The organism is Kistimonas asteriae, from assembly GCF_018263925.1.
Taxonomy (GTDB): Bacteria; Pseudomonadota; Gammaproteobacteria; order Pseudomonadales; family Endozoicomonadaceae; genus Kistimonas; species Kistimonas asteriae.
Genome location: NZ_JAEVHF010000002.1, coordinates 311,149 through 329,306 on the forward strand (window position 1 = coordinate 311,149; position 18,158 = coordinate 329,306).

Below are 18,158 nucleotides of genomic sequence, written 5' to 3' on the forward strand. Positions count from 1 at the left end.
AGCATAATAGCTAAGAGGCTAATATGAGTATACGTGATATGGGTACTGGTTCTGTCATGATTTCAGGGCGGGATGCTACGAAGATGGCTGTCAAAGGTGATGTGAAACTTAACTTTGTTGAAAAAATAAAGGCTTTCTTTGGAGGAAAAGTTTGTGTAGAAGTGAGTGATGCGGAAGGTTATTTGAAAGCCTGCTATGAAAAGGGAAAAATTGAGAATGTAAGCCAGAGTCTTCTTGAGAACTTATGCATTACTGATAGGCGTGTGGCGGTTGTTGATGATGATGATGGTGATGGTGATGTTGGTGTTGATAAACATTTTCCTATTGGAAGTAAGGAAAGGGATGTGCATCGAGCGCAAAACATAAGCTTGAATTATCAACAATACGCTGTTGCCTACCACGGAGCCTCTGAATATATTGATAATGACGGTGAAGCGGATAAGAGTATAGATAGTTTTTCGAAAGACCTTGTAAAACAAATAAACAGCCATATCTTTAGTGATAATTACGACGAGAGTTCAATCGATGATTTTGTGGAAGGGCTTGTATCGGCTAAGCAGCTTTGTGTTGCTAAAGAGTATTTGGATTGTACTAAATCTGCTTATTGGAATGTTCCTGATGAATGGAAGGACAGTTTTTCACGACTCTATGCTCAAGTGTCTGAAAAATTAAAAGGGTTAGAGATACCATCACTTGAAAATGCAGAGGGAACGAATAGTAACGAAGAGCTGTATTTTCAAATTCGAGGGTTGTTTTCGTATGATTTCTTTATTGGTCGTGAATATATGGGTGATACAGATAAGAATATTAGGAGTTTTATAGAGAGTGTAGAAGACGCTGCTCAGCTAGGTATGATAGAAAGTATTTTTTCAGGGCAAGAATTAAGGGTATTTTTAGGAAGATATGATTCACATTTTATGTTAGATAAAAATAGTTTTGAGGATGGGGATGATTATTTTTCACTCATAGAAACTGTACGAGAACGTTTAAGAAATGAATAAAGTGGATTCTGGTTTAATATGATGACAGGAATTCAGATTAATGTTTTCCTGTTAAATGACTTGCTATTCTTCTAGCCACGAATCGTCATATAAGGATATTCATACAAAGAAAAACCTGGTTGAGGCACACATCGTAGATGATACGGGTAGAGGTAGATTTTCCCCACTCTACTAAACTTATCGTGATAGCGAACCGATAACTTATTACTAAGTGTTTCACGATGGTCAGGGACGACATGAACAGAATCGCTGCAAACCGGGGAAGGGGATTTCTCTCAGGCATGATTGCCGGCCTGCTTCTGGGTGCCGGTTCTGCACAGGCGGTGACGCTGCAGGAAGCCATTGCGCATACCATTGAAACCAATCCTGAAGTCCTGATCGGCCTTAACCGTTTCCGTGCAGGTAAAGAACAGATTGCGGTGGAGCGTGCCAGCTTTTTACCTAAGATTGATCTTGATGCCTCCTATGGTCTGAAAAAGCGGGAATATGATCTGGGTTCCACGGATGAGGATAGCGACGACAAGATCTTTGAAACCGGTTTTTCACTACAACAAAAACTGTTTGACGGGTATAAAACCAAGTACCGGGTGCAAAGTGCCCGGCACATGAATGATTTCCGTTCCATACTCCTGCGCGAAACGGCTCAGAGTGTGGCACTACGCGTCGCCGAAGTTTACCTCAAGGTACTCCGGGCACAGCAGCTGGTGGAGCTGGCACGGGAAAACCTGGCGGTTCATGATGAAATCTATGACCAGACCTTCCAGAAAGCGGGCAGTGGCCTGGCCCGTAACTCCGACCTCGAACAGATTCGCAGCCGTCGTGCACGTGCCAGTGCCAACCTGGTGAATGCCATTAATGGTATTTCCAATGCGCGGAGTGAATTTTTCAGTATCGCGAATATCAAACCCAAAAGTCTGGTAATGCCTCAGCTTGATACATCCTTGTTGCCCATGACGCTGGATGACGCCCTGTCTGTGGCCGGTCAGCACAGTCCGGCTATACGGGCCGCAGGCGCTGAGGTGCTGGCTATGGAGGCGCGTGCCAAGTCCAGTGAAAGTTATCGTTGGCCAACCGTCGACCTTGCACTGGATAAAACCTGGAATGATACAAATTCAGACATCGATGCGACGGATGGCAAGACGGATGACCTGGGTGTCATGGTTAACCTGTCTTACAGCCTCTACAGCGGTGGTGCCAACAGTGCCCTGAAGCGGGAAGCATTTTATCAGGTTGAAGAAGCGCGTGCCGTGAGGGACCTGCAATTCCGCGAAGTGATGAAAGAGGTGCGCCTTGCATGGGATGGTTATGTCTATATGGCTGGCCGCATGAACTACCTGAAGGAGCATGTGGAAGCCAGTCGTGAGGTGGCTAGGGAATACCAGCAGCAGTTCCGGCTGGGCAAGCGGTCACTGCTGGACCTGTTGGATACGGAAAATGAACTGTTTCAGGCTCAGCAGGATTTCATTGCCGTGGTTCACGATGAACTCTATTCACGGTTCCGCATCCTCAAGAATACGGGCAAGTTGCTCGAAACCTTGAATATCAGCCTGCCCCACACCATGCGCGAACGCCTGGATTATGTGGCAGGCCGAGCTCAATCCAGCGAAGAGGAAGTCCGCGACTGGATCGACTTTACAGCAGATCTTCTTCCTGACCTATAAGACTGACGGTGTCTTTGCCGCGCATCTGTTCCCGATAGCCGCGACGGGTCAGGAGTTTCTCCTGGGCGGCAGGCGGGAAGTCCGTAAAGCTGATCATGTTTTTCTCAATCATCAACTCAACCAAGTCCTCCAGCACCCGGATGAAGTCGAGATCAGAGGTCTGCATCACCAGCTTGCCGAACTCCATTTTCTGCTCCAGAAAAGCCTTCAGCGCTGGATCTTTTGGGTTTATCACCTGCCACTGATCGTTAAGCGGCTTTTCTGATAGCGCGACAATCGCGCCAGCATCGTCCCTGAGAGCGTAAAGCATGGCTGCCTCCTCCATGTGACGGTAAGAACAATCTGCAATTAAAACAGCTCTGCTCAGAAGCCCTTACGCCAAGAATCCATTCTTAAAGCTTAGATCAAGAATCCCCGTCGATCACTGGAATGGGGTACGTTCACTGGGCATGGTGGCCCATGTCGGGAGTGTGAACCAGCCGATGTCTGACAACGATTTCCGGGTTACGGGCAGTGAGTCGAGTAACGTGTTGATCAGGGTCTGTGCAACCTCACTGATAGGCACGCCGGGCTGTCCTTCACTGCTACCTGTGGTTGTCCACAGGGTGGCGCCAGATTGAATATCCAGTAATTTCAATGAGAGAGTAACTTGTGGGCGGTTTGCGGCATCCTGCGACCAGTTATCCACAATGCCGGTCAAACCCAGCTGAATACCATGCTGGCGAGCCCATTGGCTGGCATTCTTCAATTTGTGCGCATCCCTGAGGACTTTGGTCTGGTCATCAATCCAGCTTTGTGGCGGATGCTGAAGGCCTGTGATGCCGTGCTCCGTGAGAGCGCGGGTGAGCAGGAGTTCAACTTGAATGCTGGCATCTTCACTGGGAGCCGCGACAGGCAAGACTGTCCACTGGCGATCCACCGGGTAACCTGCCCGGTAGGGATTGCTGCTGCAGGCAGACAGCAGCACCGTCAAAAGAACTGCCAGCAGGGTTTGGATTCTGGTCGGTGTGAATGAACGGATCAGACAATTCATGCGTACTGTTCCCTGATCGATTGGCGGTTCAATTGTAGCCACTGCAATGCAATGAGCGTGGCGGCATTATTGGTTTCACCCCTGGCCATTTTGGCAAAGGCTCCGGTGGCTGGCAGCACATGGACACGGATATCTTCCCCTTCGGTGTCCAGCCCGTGAATACCGCCGGCGTTACTGCTGTCTGTCAGACCACAGTAGAGCCAGATGCGTTCACTGCAGGCGCCGGGTGTGGAGAAGTAGTCTGTTATTGGCAGTAGAGTGCTGATGTCGCTGCCGGCTTCTTCTATGGCTTCACGGCGGGCGACGGCTTCGGGTGTTTCACCGGCGTCCAGGATACCCGCTACAACTTCCAGCATCCACGCCGGTTCGCCTGCAGCAAACGCACCTACACGGAATTGTTCAACCAGTATGACTTCGTCTCTTGCCGGGTCGTAAAGCAGGACGCCGGCAGCAGGTGTCCTGATAAAGACTTCCCGTGCCAGTGGTTTGCTCCAGCCGCCTTGAAACAGGGTATGTTTCAGGTGATAACGGACAGCGCTGAAGAAACCCTTGAACAGGGTTTCCTCCTTGCTGATAACCACATCATGTGGTGGTTGGGTATTATTGGTCATGACATTATCCAAAGCGGTGCATCATTGACGGGATGTGCGATACAACCCTTGCGCCAGAATCCGATCACGGACTTCCGGCGTGACCAGCGTATCAAGTTCGTGGAGACCGTTGTTGTCGTCCAATGCGGTCTCCTGCAGCAGTTGTCGAACCTGTGAACTGCGCGCTGTCACACGCTCATCGGCCGTGAATAATGGCCAACGAGCCTCAATCTCTGCATGACGGTAGAAACGCCGCCATGTTTCCGGCACGGCATTGTCGGGGCCGCGAATGAAGCTGAGGTTGGCATCAGGATGCATGCTTTCCAATACGACCAGCACATCAAAGGTATACACCGGTTTATTTGGGTGTTGATTCAGTAACGCGTTCTCTATCTCGCTGACGTCCAGCGTACAACCGGGCAGCGAAATAGGTTTTGCAAAACACCGGAGCAAATCCAGCCGCTGCTCAAAAGGCAGTGGTTGTTTACTGAAGGCATGGGCGGCGCTGGGGACCAGAATGATATGGTCAAAGTGTCCGGCCGCCTGTTCAAGGACATCCAGGTGCCCGAGCGTCGGGGGATCAAACACAGAACCGAATACGCCAATGTCAGTCATGCGAACAATTATCTTCTGGCTAGGGAAAAGGTGCAGAAAGTGTAACTGAAAACAGGTTCCGGAAGCACGGCTGACGGTCTACAACATGCCTGTGTTCGCTGGATGGGTGGGTGGGTTGGGTTTGCTGCGTGGTTGCTTAGGTAATCCTTGTTAATTTGAGGGGTATAACTACTGATTTAGTCCTTTGGGAGAAGGCGTATTATTGGCCTCACTTTTTCATTACTTCCTGACTTTTGGTTGGAATACTGTCCTGGCGTCTCTCCCTCCTCCCCCCTCTTTATTGGGCGCCAGGCTTTTTTTTCTTCTCTCTTCTTTTCTCCTGAACATTAACCTCATCTGAGTCTTCAGAAAATTCTCTGTTTTTTGTCAAAACCGGCGGCTTTGGCCAGAAACATATCGGGGAAACTGTCCACACGGGTGTTGTAGAGATTGATGGCATTCAGGTAGCCCGAGCGCAGCAGTTCAATCTCATCTTCCAGGTTCCGGATGATGGTCATCAGTTGTTTGATGGATTTGTTGCTTTTCAGCTGGGGATATTTTTCACAGACCACTTTGACCTGTCCAAACAAGTGGTGCTCCTGCCCAAGGAATCCCGCAATCGCCTGGCTGTTTTTCATGGCGTTCATATGCTGGGTACGCAGGGCGGTCACTTTCTCCATCAGGTCGGCTTCGTGCTTCATCAGGGCCTTGGCCAGTTTCTCAAGATTTGGCATCAGATCCTTGCGCTTTTTCAAGGCGGTCTGGATATTGGCGTAGTTACGATCCACCCGTTGCTGAAGGAATACCAGGTCGTTGTAATGCAGCGCAATCATGAACAGGAACATGTACAGCGGTGCGACCAGAGCGGACATCAGGATGTCGAGCGGAGAGAAACTGCCCGCCTGGGCAAACATCAGCAGGGTACTGTACATAAGCCCTGAAAAACCGAAGTTCATCCAGAACAGTCCCCAGCGGCCACGGTTCATCATCACTTCTTCTTCGCTGCGGTTGGAGATAATGAAAGGCCACTGTTTACCTTTTTTCTGCATTCGTACGTGGTCACAGCGTTCCCGGTCGACAACGGCCTCGCCAATGGCAAATAGTGGATCACCCACGCGCAGGCTGAGTTCGGTATAGCGGAGATCATTGGCGACGACACGTCTGGTTCGCCGAACCTTGCGGTGGTCTGTCAGTACTTCTGCGGATTTTGGGTTGATTCTCAATTCACCGGTTTCATCCTTACAGGCGAACACCACACCCTCGGTATCGTGCTCAATGGTGACCCAGCTGCTGTTCTTGCCGGAACTTCTTAACTCTTCGACCTTGTAGTCATACCAGACACAGTCACAACTCGTGAGTGGTCCTTGCAGTGCCTCCTCTTTATCCAGAACAACGGTGCCTTTGACTTCCGTAATCCCCGGTACAACACCGGCAGTTTTCTGTGTAGCAATATTCTCAATGATGCGCTTGTGCTTGATGAAACGAATACCGCCCCAGGCAAACAGCGATCCCAGTATAAAGGCAAGAATGGCAGCCATGGCCAGCAGGCCGCTGCGCAGTTGGGTACTGGGTAACTCTGCGACCAGTTTCTCTGCTGCAGCCTGTTCTTCGTCTGAAACGTTGATGTCCGGTGCATTGATCTTGATGCCCCAGAGCGGGGCCAGCAGTTTTTCGGGAATACGCTGGGATTGTTCCTGAGCCTGCAGCCAGGTGGCCATCAGGTTGATGCGTATTGAGCGTGCGACATCCGGGCTTGCTTGAGCGAGATACTGTGCAGCATAGGTTTCCTGCTCCTGTAAACGTTGGCTGGCATCAACCATATCCTGCTTGAGCATACTCAGGCTGATCTGGGCGAGATAGAAAGACAGCGTCAACATCACGATCAGAAGATAAATCCACACCCGGTGCAGATTGATCAGGAACGCGACGCAGAAGATGCCGAAACCAAGCAGGGCGATTCCACCCCAGAGGTAGAGAATGCCGTAGCTGCCCAGCTCTTGCTGTTCATAATCTTGATCGTAGGTGGAGATAATGGGGCGAAAATTCTGGTTGTCAGGGAAGGTGAGCGAGTGTTTCTGTTGATCTGCCTTGATATAGCCGAGAATAAACAGGTATTTGCCGGGATCGATCCGCCACTCGGTATAGCGGTGATCTCCTTTCACTGTCTGAAAACTTTGTTCGACAGACCAGTGAATCAGGCTTTTGTAGCTTTCGGTATTGGCTGCGATAGAACCCGTCGCATCGCTGATCTCAAAATTGACAGTATCCGTGTAATCTTCAACAGTATCCCAGTAAGTATCACCATCACTATCCCTCTTCTCGATTTCATGCAGGTAGCGATAATAAAGCGTCGGTGTTTTGGTATAGGGACTCTTTACGGTTTGACCAAGGGATTCTGCCGGACCGTAGAGGTTGACGGCGCCAGGCATTAGTGCGCCGATGTCTGCAGGGGGAATACGCTCCATCTGGCGTAGAGCCTGCAGTTCATCCAACCCTTTGTTATTAAGGAAGTGACCGGCGAAAAGGAGTATGGGAGCCAGCAGTAATACGGCTAATTTAGCCAGAATATGGCGGTATTTATGCAGCACTGACAGACTCTCCTTGTCGTTCTTATAATCAGTGAAAATTCAGCGAAGCTCTTTCCTAATGATAGAAAAGACTACAAGAGCCATAGCCTGAATGGCAATGGCTCCTGTGAATCCTCAAGAGAGCTTACTTGCGGTTTTCCCGTCGCAATGCGCTGGCAGTAAAGTTTCGAGGGCTGGCGATGGCTGCAAAGTCATATTCCGTTTCCTGGTTGCTCAGCCCATCAACGAAGTAGCGTTGGCCTTCCAGGTCATAGATGACTTCCAGTGTGCTCAGCATCAGTGGCACTTCGTAATAATTGATTGGATGGGCTTCCTGGAAGCGGATTAGTTTGTCATCCGCGTCGTACAGATCGACCATCAGGATCTGCCAGCTATCCTCGTCAATATAGAAGCGGCGTTTGGCATAGGCATGTTTGTAGCCTGTGCGCAGCTTGGCATCGACGACCCATACCCGGTGTCGCTCATAACGTAATAGATCGGGGTTCAGGGTGTGCGGCGTGAGGATGTCACTGTATTGAAGATCGTTCCCATGAACCTTGTAACTGTTATAAGGCACCAGCATTTCGCGTTTGCCCGCCAGCGTCCATTTGTAACGATCAGGGGCGCCGTTGAACATGTCCGCGGTATCAGCCGTGAGCATGCCACTGGTATCGGGCATCAGGTCGTTATAGGCCAGTTTCGGCAGGCGGCGAACACGGCGCTGGCCTGGTATGTACTGCCATGCCTTACGAACGGAGGCAATCTGGTCCAGGGGCTCATTCACGAGTAGCGCGGTACCTGCAAGGCTGGCGGGTGCCGTTACCTGATGTTTGTAATAGAAGAGTTTGTTATCAATGTCGTCTGTCGTATTGCCTTCCCGCCCGTAAACGAAATACACCTGCTTGTCGATTTTCACCAGACTGTAGCTGCCATTGGGATTCACGACGGTACGGTTAGTGGTGGCATCCAGCGTTTCACCGCGGTAACGGAGAATATGGTTCCAGATGGCTTCCAGGCCATCCTTCGGAACAGGGAAGGGAATACCGCTGGCTGCTCCCTGGACGCCGTTGCCTCGATAGGTCAGTTCAGCGCTGGTGGCGTTAGCACGGGTATCCTGATAGATACGATATGGCAATGAAGCAGAACGTCGGGTTGGATAGACGTGAATACGGTAATCCGGGTACTGGTTTAACAGCGCTATGCTGCCGGCACTGAGAATATTCTTGTACGTGGCGAGGTTATCTCGGGTGATCTCGTAGAGAGGCTGGTCATCCTGGTAAGGATCCGGATGATGTTCCCCGGTTATATAACCGGGTGGTGGTGCGGTGATACCACCTGTCCATTCCGGAATGGTGCCAGACGCATTACCCGCCCGTTCTGCCCCGACAGGCGTAAGGTTCTGATCCAGTTGTTGCGCAGTCTTGCTGTCAGCTGCAGCGTTTGCTCCCCCCATGATGAGCAACCCACACAACATCAGCGGCAGTGTTTTCATTATTGGTTATCCTCCAGGTACAACCTGTTGTACTGCTTTTCCTGTAAGAAACTTTTATTGTATTGGACACTGTAAAAACGGCGTTAATTTACCGTGCCAGAGCAAAAAATGCCCGTTTTATTTTGTTGCTGACGGTGTTGATAACGTGTGGGTAAGTTGCTTTGCGCGGTGTGGCAAGGCCGTCGTATGCATCCGTTTTCCGCCCGCTCAGGCAGGACATCCCTGTCCTGCTTCGCTAACGCGGCTTCCTGCCGCTGCTGCAAACGGATACACACGACGACCGATCAGGCAGCGATATCGCTGTCAGTCGTGTTTAAGTGTGAATTGGCGTTATGCCGTACGTTCAAACAGCAGATCCCAGACTCCATGGCCGAGTTTCTGGCCACGTTTCTCAAACTTGGTCAATGGACGGTAATCTGGTCGTGGCGAGTATTGGTTATCGCCCGCCAGGTTGTTCCAGCTTTCTGCCGCACTCATCACTTCCATCATCTGTTCGGCGTAGTTTTCCCAGTCAGTTGCCAAGTGTAGGATACCGCCAAGCTTGAGCTTGGGACGTAGTGCTTCAACAAACGCAGGTTGAACCAGACGACGCTTGTTATGACGTTTTTTGTGCCAGGGATCAGGGAAATAGATCTGTACCCGATCAAGGCTGGAGTCCGCAATACATTCCCGCAGAATTTCCACCGCATCGTGGCAGTAGACACGGATGTTATTAACGCTTGCTTTGCCCGCCTCATTCAGCAGACTGCCGACGCCGGGACGGTGAACCTCAATACCAATAAAGTTCTTTTCCGGAGCGGCTTCTGCCATGCTGAGCAGCGAAAGACCCATGCCGAAACCGATTTCCAGAACCGTTTCAGCCTGACGGCCAAAGGCTTTTTCGATGTCCAGCTTGCCCTGTTCCAGCGTCAGGCCATGGCTTGGCCAGTAGTCATCCAGCCCCTTTTGCTGGCCAACGGTCATCCGGCCGGCGCGGATAACGAAGCTTTTGACGGCCCGGCGATGTGGGAGCTGTTCGGTATTTGATGCTATATCAGTGTCTGTCATTGGTTTTTCATGATGTGGCGGTGCATTAGTCAGCTCGACTTACACGTTGTTTAACGCAACTCTGGGAGTCCCGGATCAAAATCAGTAAGCGTACCTGGAGTATCTCGCATAAAAAAGCTAACCATAGCGGAAATTTCATGGAAACGACAAGCCTGTATATAACGAGATCCGACAATAATATTGGATGTTTGATCCCCCCATTAAAAACGGTTCAGTTATGTATAACCATTATGTTTACCTGATATTTTTATTAACAGGAACTTGATGTGACTGGTAGTTACTAATTGATTATATGGCTAGTGATATTAGGAGAATGAAATGGAAACGTTAGCGTCATCAAGTGGTCGAATGCTGCAGGATCAGCCTTCAACTAGTAGTAGGCAAGATCAGCTATCAACATCGTTACAGTCAGCCGAGCGCTTTGAAGGTGAGGCTTATTGTAGGAGTGTGGTAATACAAGACGTTTATAGGAAGTTACATGAGATTGTAGATCATGAGGCATTAACTGATAGCGACATTAAATTGTTAAAGAGTTGCCAAGAGAAAATATCCGATATTGTTATAGGTCGGCACATAAGTGAACGTGCGGTAACCTTACCCCCTGATACACCTGTAATATGTATTAGAACAAATGCCTATGCGACTAAAATCATTGCAGCGAATCAAGTTGTTGCAGAATATCCTGGTGTTCCAGTATTTAGAATTAAAGATGAATCTGAAGATGATAAGTTTTTTGTTTTCAGAAAAACGAAAGAAGAACCGTTTTTTGAACAGCTTACATCTGATAAATGTGTGTCATGGTCATCTATATGTTGCCATGGTATTGAGTTTGGTATTGATAATAGTGATGGTCTTGGAGTGAGTATTTCTCATTCAAAAAAAGAATGTAATGTAGAAATTCAAACCTCTTATGCTCCTGAATATGAAGATCCTAAAGATGGAGCAATGCATGACGTTCTGGGTCTGGGTGGAATACAAAAAATGGCAGCTTTTTTAAAGTTTATGGATACAGCCGTCATGAGCGTTGTTGCCATAAAAAGAGTGAAGAAATTTGGCAGGTTGTGTATGGATTATGCCCCTGACTGCCAGAGTTTTAATTCGCAAAAGAACTGGGTTTCTCCTGAAAGTGGGAGAGCGAAAGATATTATTAAGCAAAAAATTCAGATGCATGATGATTATGCAAAAGCTGAAGGAGTAGAATCTTACTGGAAGCCTCGTACCGATTTAAGTCCAGTAATGAATGATTTTAAGATGCGATGGAAAGATTTTCTCAAGGATAAAAATTCTCTGGCAATGGAACAGGTTAAAACATTCTATGAAGCTTACGATGAGGATAATCAAAAACTGTTAAAGGGACTTGCCAAATTTATTGGGGCTGGCCATGCAACTAACATAGCAATGAAGTCTGTTGCCGATGTCGCTAATACGAATGATGAAAGTGCGTTAGCATTTTTGTTGGGAATGCGACATTTCCTTTTCTTGGATGAACGGGCTGTAAATGTTTCTGATCAAGAATGGTTAGAGCTAAGTGCTTTGCCAGCGGAATCGGTTTCCACACTGAAGCGCTCTTATCCTGCCAGTGCAAGTGAAGAGGAGTTAGCCCAGGAGGCAAAGAAGGCTGCTAGATAGGATAGTTTGAATCAATCATATTTTTAACTGGTAATTTCTTGCCGCAAATAACGAGAGAGAAAGCCAGCCAAGCATAAAGGCAACACCACCAAACGGTGTGATCATTCCCAGGCTGCGGGTACCTGTTAGTACCAGAAGATAAAGACTACCGCTGAAGAGAATAGTGCCGCCCATAAATAATCTGGCAGATAACTTCAACCAGCGATCAGCAGGATAGTGCATGCCCAATAACGCGGTGAATGCCAGGGCGAGCGTGTGGAACATCTGATAATCAACGGCTTTGCCCCAGGTCACCAGCATGGAAGCTGTTAATTTAGCTTCCAGTGCATGGGCGCCGAAGGCGCCCAGTGCAACAACCAGTAATCCGGATAATGCAGCAATAAACAGGTAGAAACGGCTCATGTAACATTTCACTCCTGCATGGCAACAGTCATACTCAGGCCTTGCCGGAAAAACTCCGTACTCTTCTCATGCTCACCCAGCTGTGCCAGCAGCTGGCCGAGTTCATTATAGGTATCTGCCTGCTTGCGTAACCGGAGGCTGGCTTCCAGATATTCGCGAGCTTTGCCCCAGAGCTTGTTGTGAATACACAGGCGTCCCAGTGTCAGGAACAGTTCGGCATCGTTGGGGCGTTCATCCAGCAGTTTTTCCGCGCCCAGCAATTGGCGCTCCTTGTCTTCACCTTCGATCTGTCCGTAGAGCCGGATGATCCGTTCACTGTACAGGTCAGACAGGTGGCGGCGCATGACCGCTTCTGCACGCTTTTCTGCCCCGAGACGGGTGAGGCAGCTGACAAAATCGTAGAACAGGTAGTCTTCTTTCTTCTGGGCTTTGCTGAGTTTCTGCCAGATGGCCTCAGCGGGGCGTATGCGCTCTTCAATATCAGACTGCCCTTTACCCTGCTGGTAAGCCTGCTCGAAGAGTGCTTTGTAGGCTTGTTGATTAAGGCTATCGAACTCTTCACTGCTGATGACCTTGAGTTTACGCAAGGTGGGCAGTAATTCCGCCAGTGCCTGCCAGTCGTGTAGGCGCAGATAGACTTGCTTCAGCAGTTTGTTCACATAAGTGTGCTTGGGAGAACGTTTGCGCAGACGTTTCAGGGTTGCCAGCGCCTGTTCCAACCGCCCTCGGGCAAGCAGCAGCTCTGCCTGGGTGATCCCAATGGCGATATCGGCGCCAGGTGCGGAGGCATCGGCCTTGCGCAGGTAGTCAGAGCAGGCGTCGTAATCACCGTTTTCATGGGCGGCGCGAGCAGCGGCAAGGTAGTTCAGCAGCGGCGCCTGGCCAGACTCGGCGGCATGGGCGAGCAGTTTCTGTGCGGCTTTCCAGTGCCCGTTGGCAAACTGAATCAACCCTTTGGCGGATTGGCGTTGGGCCCGGCGGCGCTTGCTCTTCTGCGTCATGGGGTAGGCCAGGCTGATACTGCCAGCCAGAAGTCGGAAACCCCAGGTAATGATTTTATAACCCGCAATCAGCAGTACAGCTGCCATGAAGAATGACCAGACACTGCCTTCCAGGGAGAACCGGTCGTAGGCGATCAGGACATAGCCACTGTCATGCACCATCATCTGCGCGATCGCGAAACAGGCAGCAACCAAAAGCAGCAGAAAGAGAGTTTTTTTCATTGGCCGGCCTCACTGCTGTCTGCAGTTGCCGGCTTGCTGTTTTCCGATGTTTTTTTGGTAGATGCCGGTGTAACAGGCAAGCGTTGTTCGGCCAGATCATCCACATACCCTTTCAGGGCGACAACCGAGCGACTGATATCGGGTAAATCCTGAAGGACTGTGACCTGCTGCAGAGCGCTTAACTGGCTGTGAACTGCTGTGATTTCCGGGCCAGTATTCAGGAACCAGGTCTGCAACCAGGATTGGGCATTCGCCAGGCTGGTCTGGTAAAGCTTTTCCTGTCCCTGTAGTAAGGCGAGCTGGGCTTGTTCCAGCATCAACCGGAGGTTCTGGCGAAGATACAGTTCTTCAGAGGGCGGCAGTAATGCGGTTACCGCTTCATGGTTATCGGTACGAATGCGGAACTGCCCGGTGAATGCGTGCCAGGTTTCCAGGGCTGTCGTTTCCAGGTGTTGTTGCCAGGTGTCATCGCTGGCAAGGGTTTCTTCCGCCGGGGATTCGGGTTGATTCGGTGTGAAACCATTGGGTGGCAGCAGAGGTAATTGGCCGATTCGCCCGATCAGGGCATTGATCTTGAGCCAGGTGCCTTCAAGGTCGAAACGCTCGACCGCTTTCAGCGCAGCGATATCCTCAGCCAGTGCCTGACGGACAGGAAAAAGGCCATATTCATCGACAGTAATCAGCAGCTGATCAGCCTGTGACAGCAGCGTCATGGCGCTTTTGACATCGCGCATGGTGAGCAGGCGCTGATTGGCCAGGCGCAGCAGGTACTCGGCTTCCGCCAGCAGCCAGTCGCTGCGGTCACTGCCCTGGAGTCTGACCAGTTTCCGGTTCAGGTTGTCCATCCGGCTGACCAGGCGGCTGTATTGCTCACGGGTATCGTTGAGCTCAGCTTTCAACACCAGGATGGTTTCATGGGTTGCGCGCGAGGGCGCGAGGGCGTCATGAACCTGTGTCATGAGCTGGGCTTCCGTAGGAAGCTGTCGCCAGATCTGATAACCCTTCCAGCCCAGCCCGCCGACACTGGCAATCGCGGTCAGGCCAAGCAGGCAGCCCAGTACCCCAACTTTACTGATCCGGTTACCGCTGCGCGGTTTACTGGGTTTTTCTTTCCCGGCATGGGCATCGGGAAGGGACGTTTGCCCCTGTTCGCCTGTCTTGTTCTGTTCCTGTTCGCTCACGTGCGTCGTCCGGTTGCAATTAAACGCATCAACTCACTGTATCACTCAATCGGGCCAGTGTATCCAGAACCGCTGGTGTACCGGCGCCTTCACTGATGGCAATGTGGCTGAAACCACAGGCGCGTGCATCCTCTGCCACACGTTGACTCGGTACGATCAGTGTCAGCTGTTTCAGGTTATCGGCATCGGGGTGATGATTCAGCAGTGATTGCAGGTTATTCACGATCTGGCTACTGGTAGCCACAATAACATGGATTCGGTGGGCTGACAGTTGCTGTGGCAGGTATCCTGCCGGGTAATCGGGGCAGGTACGTTCGTAGACAATCAGGGTGTCCACTGTCGCGCCACGTTCTGTCAGCGTTGTCTGGAGTTTATCGCGGCCATTTCTGCCCTTGATGATCAGAATGCGCTGTTCTTCGACTTGCTGGAAATCCGCCAATTTCAACAGCGCTTCGCTGTCAAAGCCGCCTGACCGGGCGTTCGCTGTGATGCCATGTTGTTGCAGCGAGTTGGCTGTCGCTTCGCCAATGGCGTACCAGTCAATACCAACAGGACGTTGTGGCCACCAGTTTTCAATCATATTCATTCCGTATTCCACGGCGGGAACACTGATGGTGATGATCTTGTGGTACTGATCCAGCTGCTGCAGACAGTCACTAAGGGGTTGTGATTCTGGCAGGGGGCGTATATCCAGCAGGGGCAGAGCCAGTGCGAAGCCGCCTTGCGCCCTGATAGCATTGGCCAGATTATCCGCCTGTGGTTGTGGGCGAGTCACGAGGACCCGCATGGGCTGAAGCGACAGTTCTGTCATTTCAATGGCCATTGTCCTGGTAGACCGCCTTGAGAATTTCACCGGCGCCTTGTGCCAGAAGCGCTTCTGCTGCCTCAATACCTGCCTGTTCGCATTCATCCCGGGGGCGGGTGACCGCGGTTCTCAGGATTTCACTGGCATCCGGCTTGCCGACCAGGCCTTCCAGGGCGACATGACCATTTTCCAGCACAGCATAACAGGCGATGGGCACCTGGCAGCCACCTTCCAGTCGACGGTTCATGGCGCGCTCTGCCAGTACACAGGTCGCGGTATCCTCATGGTGAAGCGATTGGATGAGTGTCAGGGTGTCTTCATCGGTTGTACGGCATTCAATTCCCACGGCGCCTTGTCCCCCGGCAGGCAGGCTGAACGTAACGGGCAGGAATTGCTGTATACGGTCCTGCATCTCAAGCCGGATAAGACCCGCTGCAGCCAGGATGATGGCGTCGTATTCACCATCATCCAGTTTTTTCAGGCGAGTATTGACGTTGCCTCGCAGGAACCGGATGGTCAGGTCAGGCCGCTTTTCCAGCAACTGACACTGGCGGCGAAGGCTTGATGTACCAACAATGGCGCCTTTCGGTAGCTGGTCAATGCTTTGATACTGGTTGGAGACAAAGGCATCGCGGGGATCTTCACGTTCGCAGATGACGGCCAGCCCGAGACCATCAGGGAATGCCATGGGCACATCTTTCATGGAGTGAACGGCAATATCGGCACGGTCCTCCAGCAGCGCGTTTTCCAGTTCCTTGACGAACAGGCCCTTGCCGCCAATCTTGGCCAGGGGGGCATCAAGGATACGATCACCTTTGCTGGTCATGGTGACGAGCTCAATGGCCAGATGAGGGTGCAGGGCTTCCAGACGTGCCTTGACATAGTGGGCCTGCCAAAGGGCGAGGGCGCTTTTGCGGGTCGCTATTCGAAGTCTGTTCACGACAAACTGCCTTGTCCAAGATGTTACCGGGCAGCAATGATATGCCAGTTTCGTGATTCCCTGAACCTTTTAGGGGTTTTTCATTAGTTTTCTCAGCAGGGCTACGTGGCGACGGCTGACAACTAATGGTTTGTCTACGCCGCGCAGACGGATTTCGTGGATGCCATCATTGGTGCGGGTCAGGCTCTCAATCGCCCGTCGGGCAACCAGGGCGTTCCTGTGGATACGTACGAACTGGTCGCCCAGCTGTTTCTGAAGGCTTTTGAGGGGTTCATCAATCAGAACTTCACCGCTCTGATGACAGACGGTGGTGTATTTGTTGTCTGCCAGGAAATAGAGTATTTCCCCCACCGGGATCAGCTCCAACCCTTTGTGGGTTCGGGCTGAAATATGCGTTCGCAGTACGTTTTCATCGTCTCCCTGTTTTTGCAGGGCATTCAGCTGAGATCGGTTAACCCGGGATGCCTGCTGTAACGCCATTTCGAGCCGGCTCTGTTTAACAGGCTTCAACAGGTAGCCAACGGCCTGAACCTGAAAGGCCTCAATGGCGTGTTGCTCATAAGCGGTACAGAAAATGATGGCGGGCGGACATTCCAGCTGACTGATATGGGCAGCGGCTTCCAGCCCTGTCATGCCGGGCATGTGAATATCCATGAGAATGATGTCAGGCCCCAGTTGCTCAGACAGCTTGACGGCTTCTGCGCCATTGGCGGCTTCCTCCGCCAGAGGCATGACATCCGGGATACGATCCAGCATATAACGCAGGCGTTCCCTGGCGAGGGGCTCGTCATCGACGATCAGTACTTTCATGGTTTTTATTGGACCTTGCATGGTACCTAATCAGTGAATTCACATGCCGTCGTGGCTTACAGACCATGGATAGGTGATCTGCGCCTTGAACCAGCGCCGGTCACCCCGGGTTTCTGTGCCTGTCCGCAAACGGGCTTTGTCCCCATACAGTGCTTCAAGCCTTGCGGCAATGTTATCCAGCGCGACACTGTTGCCAGTATGCGGGTTAGCGCCACCATGACTGGTATCCTGCGCTATGGTATTGCTGATCTCAATCGCAAGGGTGTTATCACAGTAGTCAATCTCTACCGTGATCGTGCCCGGCGCCGGATCAGGTTGTATACCATGAAATATGGCATTTTCCAGTAAAGGTTGCAGTGTCAGCTGAGGAATCATCACATCTTCTGGCAAATCGGCGATATGCCACTGCAGGGTCAGGCGATCACCAAAGCGGTATTTTTCAATATTGACGTAACGGCGGGAGAGTTCGATTTCCTGTGTCAGCGGAATCTCCACGCTGGTTTCCGCCAGGCTGGCGCGAAACAGGTCTGACAGGTCTTCAACAACCTGTTCAGCTTTGTCAGGATCAATATGGATAAGGCTGGCGATGCTGTTCATGCTGTTGAACAGGAAATGGGGATGGATGCGCGATTGCAGTGACTGAATGCGTGCCTGAAGCTCTGCCTGCTGCTGACGGCTGAGTTCCTTCTGGAGATAGAAGTAGCGTAGAAGAATGCCGGTGATGATGGCGGCAATAAGGCCATTTCGTAACAACAGCCAGTCATTGATGACAGCGGCTTCCAGTCCGGCTTCTAGCTGGTAGAAGAAGTATTCAGCCCCCAGGGTGAAGACAAGCGTGACGGTCACACAAAGCGCCAGACTGGCAATTGTGATAGTGGGAATGGAGCACTGTGCCAGCAGCCGGCGCAATCGACAGAGCAGTGCGGCGCAGACAAGCACAATCCATTGCACAAAAAGTGAGGTCAGGGCCAGGTAATTCCAGTCAAACCCCGGTTCCGGCATGGCCAGCACCAGCACCAGGACAAACAGCTCGGCAACCAGAACGAGAAGCAGCACGGCTTTTGGGGTGCAGAGATCGGGCAGGAAAAAATCCGGGTACTCTGCGGAGTGCGATAATGCTGACCTCAAGTGCTTCATAAAGGGTGGTGATTCCTTTAGCCTGCCAGGGCAGACGGTATTGTGT

The 18,158-nt window shown here is 51.2% G+C and carries 17 protein-coding genes; 3 read left to right on the forward strand and 14 right to left on the reverse strand.

Features of this window, described 5'->3' with window-relative positions; all coding sequences use genetic code 11:
- The first annotated feature begins 23 nt into the window (after window positions 1-23).
- Window positions 24-1,001 (forward strand): hypothetical protein, encoded by a 978-nt coding sequence (locus tag KHS78_RS03665; protein ID WP_211825206.1) that lies wholly within the window; start codon window positions 24-26, stop codon window positions 999-1,001.
- 236 nt (window positions 1,002-1,237) lie between these two features.
- On the forward strand, window positions 1,238-2,662 hold the full coding sequence (locus tag KHS78_RS03670; RefSeq protein ID WP_211825208.1) for a TolC family outer membrane protein: 1,425 nt from the start codon (window positions 1,238-1,240) through the stop codon (window positions 2,660-2,662).
- On the opposite strand, the gene KHS78_RS03675 is transcribed toward KHS78_RS03670, so the two are convergent.
- The 7 genes from KHS78_RS03675 to trmB all read right to left on the reverse strand — a co-directional run bounded on the left by KHS78_RS03675 (window position 2,634) and on the right by trmB (window position 9,985).
- Window positions 2,634-2,972, reverse strand: a complete 339-nt coding sequence (locus tag KHS78_RS03675; protein ID WP_211825210.1) for a hypothetical protein — start codon at window positions 2,970-2,972, stop codon at window positions 2,634-2,636. The two genes, KHS78_RS03670 and KHS78_RS03675, sit on opposite strands and share 29 nt — an antisense overlap.
- A 111-nt stretch (window positions 2,973-3,083) precedes the next feature.
- On the reverse strand, window positions 3,084-3,695 hold the full coding sequence (locus KHS78_RS03680) for a hypothetical protein (protein ID WP_211825211.1): 612 nt from the start codon (window positions 3,693-3,695) through the stop codon (window positions 3,084-3,086).
- Window positions 3,692-4,306 carry an NUDIX domain-containing protein gene (locus KHS78_RS03685; protein WP_211825213.1) on the reverse strand — a complete coding sequence of 205 codons (615 nt, stop codon included), beginning with the start codon at window positions 4,304-4,306 and terminating at the stop codon, window positions 3,692-3,694. Before KHS78_RS03685 ends, KHS78_RS03680 begins: the two co-directional genes overlap by 4 nt.
- Before the next feature lie 21 nt (window positions 4,307-4,327).
- Window positions 4,328-4,900 carry an adenylyltransferase/cytidyltransferase family protein gene (locus KHS78_RS03690; RefSeq protein WP_211825214.1) on the reverse strand — a complete coding sequence of 191 codons (573 nt, stop codon included), beginning with the start codon at window positions 4,898-4,900 and terminating at the stop codon, window positions 4,328-4,330.
- Window positions 4,901-5,244: 344 nt separating this feature from the next.
- The gene (locus tag KHS78_RS03695; protein ID WP_211825216.1) at window positions 5,245-7,467 is read right to left on the reverse strand and encodes a LemA family protein; all 2,223 of its coding nucleotides are present in this window, start codon (window positions 7,465-7,467) and stop codon (window positions 5,245-5,247) included.
- A 124-nt stretch (window positions 7,468-7,591) separates the two neighbouring features.
- Entirely contained in the window at window positions 7,592-8,938 is a 1,347-nt protein-coding gene (locus KHS78_RS03700; RefSeq protein WP_246506052.1) for a DUF1329 domain-containing protein, read from the reverse strand.
- A gap of 330 nt (window positions 8,939-9,268) precedes the next feature.
- Window positions 9,269-9,985, reverse strand: a complete 717-nt coding sequence (trmB, locus tag KHS78_RS03705) for a tRNA (guanosine(46)-N7)-methyltransferase TrmB (protein ID WP_211825218.1) — start codon at window positions 9,983-9,985, stop codon at window positions 9,269-9,271.
- Between the two features lie 318 nt (window positions 9,986-10,303).
- Between trmB and KHS78_RS03710 the strand changes: the two genes are divergently transcribed.
- Window positions 10,304-11,614, forward strand: a complete 1,311-nt coding sequence (locus KHS78_RS03710; protein WP_211825220.1) for a hypothetical protein — start codon at window positions 10,304-10,306, stop codon at window positions 11,612-11,614.
- Window positions 11,615-11,629: 15 nt separating this feature from the next.
- Here the strand turns inward: KHS78_RS03710 and KHS78_RS03715 are convergent, their stop codons facing one another.
- The 7 genes from KHS78_RS03715 to KHS78_RS03745 all read right to left on the reverse strand — a co-directional run bounded on the left by KHS78_RS03715 (window position 11,630) and on the right by KHS78_RS03745 (window position 18,112).
- The gene (locus tag KHS78_RS03715; protein ID WP_211825222.1) at window positions 11,630-12,016 is read right to left on the reverse strand and encodes a DUF423 domain-containing protein; all 387 of its coding nucleotides are present in this window, start codon (window positions 12,014-12,016) and stop codon (window positions 11,630-11,632) included.
- An 8-nt stretch (window positions 12,017-12,024) separates the two neighbouring features.
- Window positions 12,025-13,239, reverse strand: a complete 1,215-nt coding sequence (locus KHS78_RS03720) for a heme biosynthesis HemY N-terminal domain-containing protein (RefSeq protein ID WP_211825224.1) — start codon at window positions 13,237-13,239, stop codon at window positions 12,025-12,027.
- Window positions 13,236-14,420: a uroporphyrinogen-III C-methyltransferase gene (locus KHS78_RS03725; RefSeq protein WP_211825226.1), complete on the reverse strand. Its 1,185-nt coding sequence runs from the start codon at window positions 14,418-14,420 to the stop codon at window positions 13,236-13,238. Before KHS78_RS03725 ends, KHS78_RS03720 begins: the two co-directional genes overlap by 4 nt.
- Before the next feature lie 28 nt (window positions 14,421-14,448).
- The gene (locus tag KHS78_RS03730; RefSeq protein ID WP_211825227.1) at window positions 14,449-15,231 is read right to left on the reverse strand and encodes a uroporphyrinogen-III synthase; all 783 of its coding nucleotides are present in this window, start codon (window positions 15,229-15,231) and stop codon (window positions 14,449-14,451) included.
- A 1-nt stretch (window position 15,232) separates the two neighbouring features.
- The gene (gene hemC / locus KHS78_RS03735; RefSeq protein ID WP_211825228.1) at window positions 15,233-16,165 is read right to left on the reverse strand and encodes a hydroxymethylbilane synthase; all 933 of its coding nucleotides are present in this window, start codon (window positions 16,163-16,165) and stop codon (window positions 15,233-15,235) included.
- A gap of 69 nt (window positions 16,166-16,234) precedes the next feature.
- Window positions 16,235-16,975 carry a LytR/AlgR family response regulator transcription factor gene (locus KHS78_RS03740; RefSeq protein ID WP_211825229.1) on the reverse strand — a complete coding sequence of 247 codons (741 nt, stop codon included), beginning with the start codon at window positions 16,973-16,975 and terminating at the stop codon, window positions 16,235-16,237.
- A gap of 39 nt (window positions 16,976-17,014) precedes the next feature.
- The gene (locus KHS78_RS03745; protein ID WP_211825230.1) at window positions 17,015-18,112 is read right to left on the reverse strand and encodes a sensor histidine kinase; all 1,098 of its coding nucleotides are present in this window, start codon (window positions 18,110-18,112) and stop codon (window positions 17,015-17,017) included.
- Window positions 18,113-18,158: the final 46 nt, after the last annotated feature.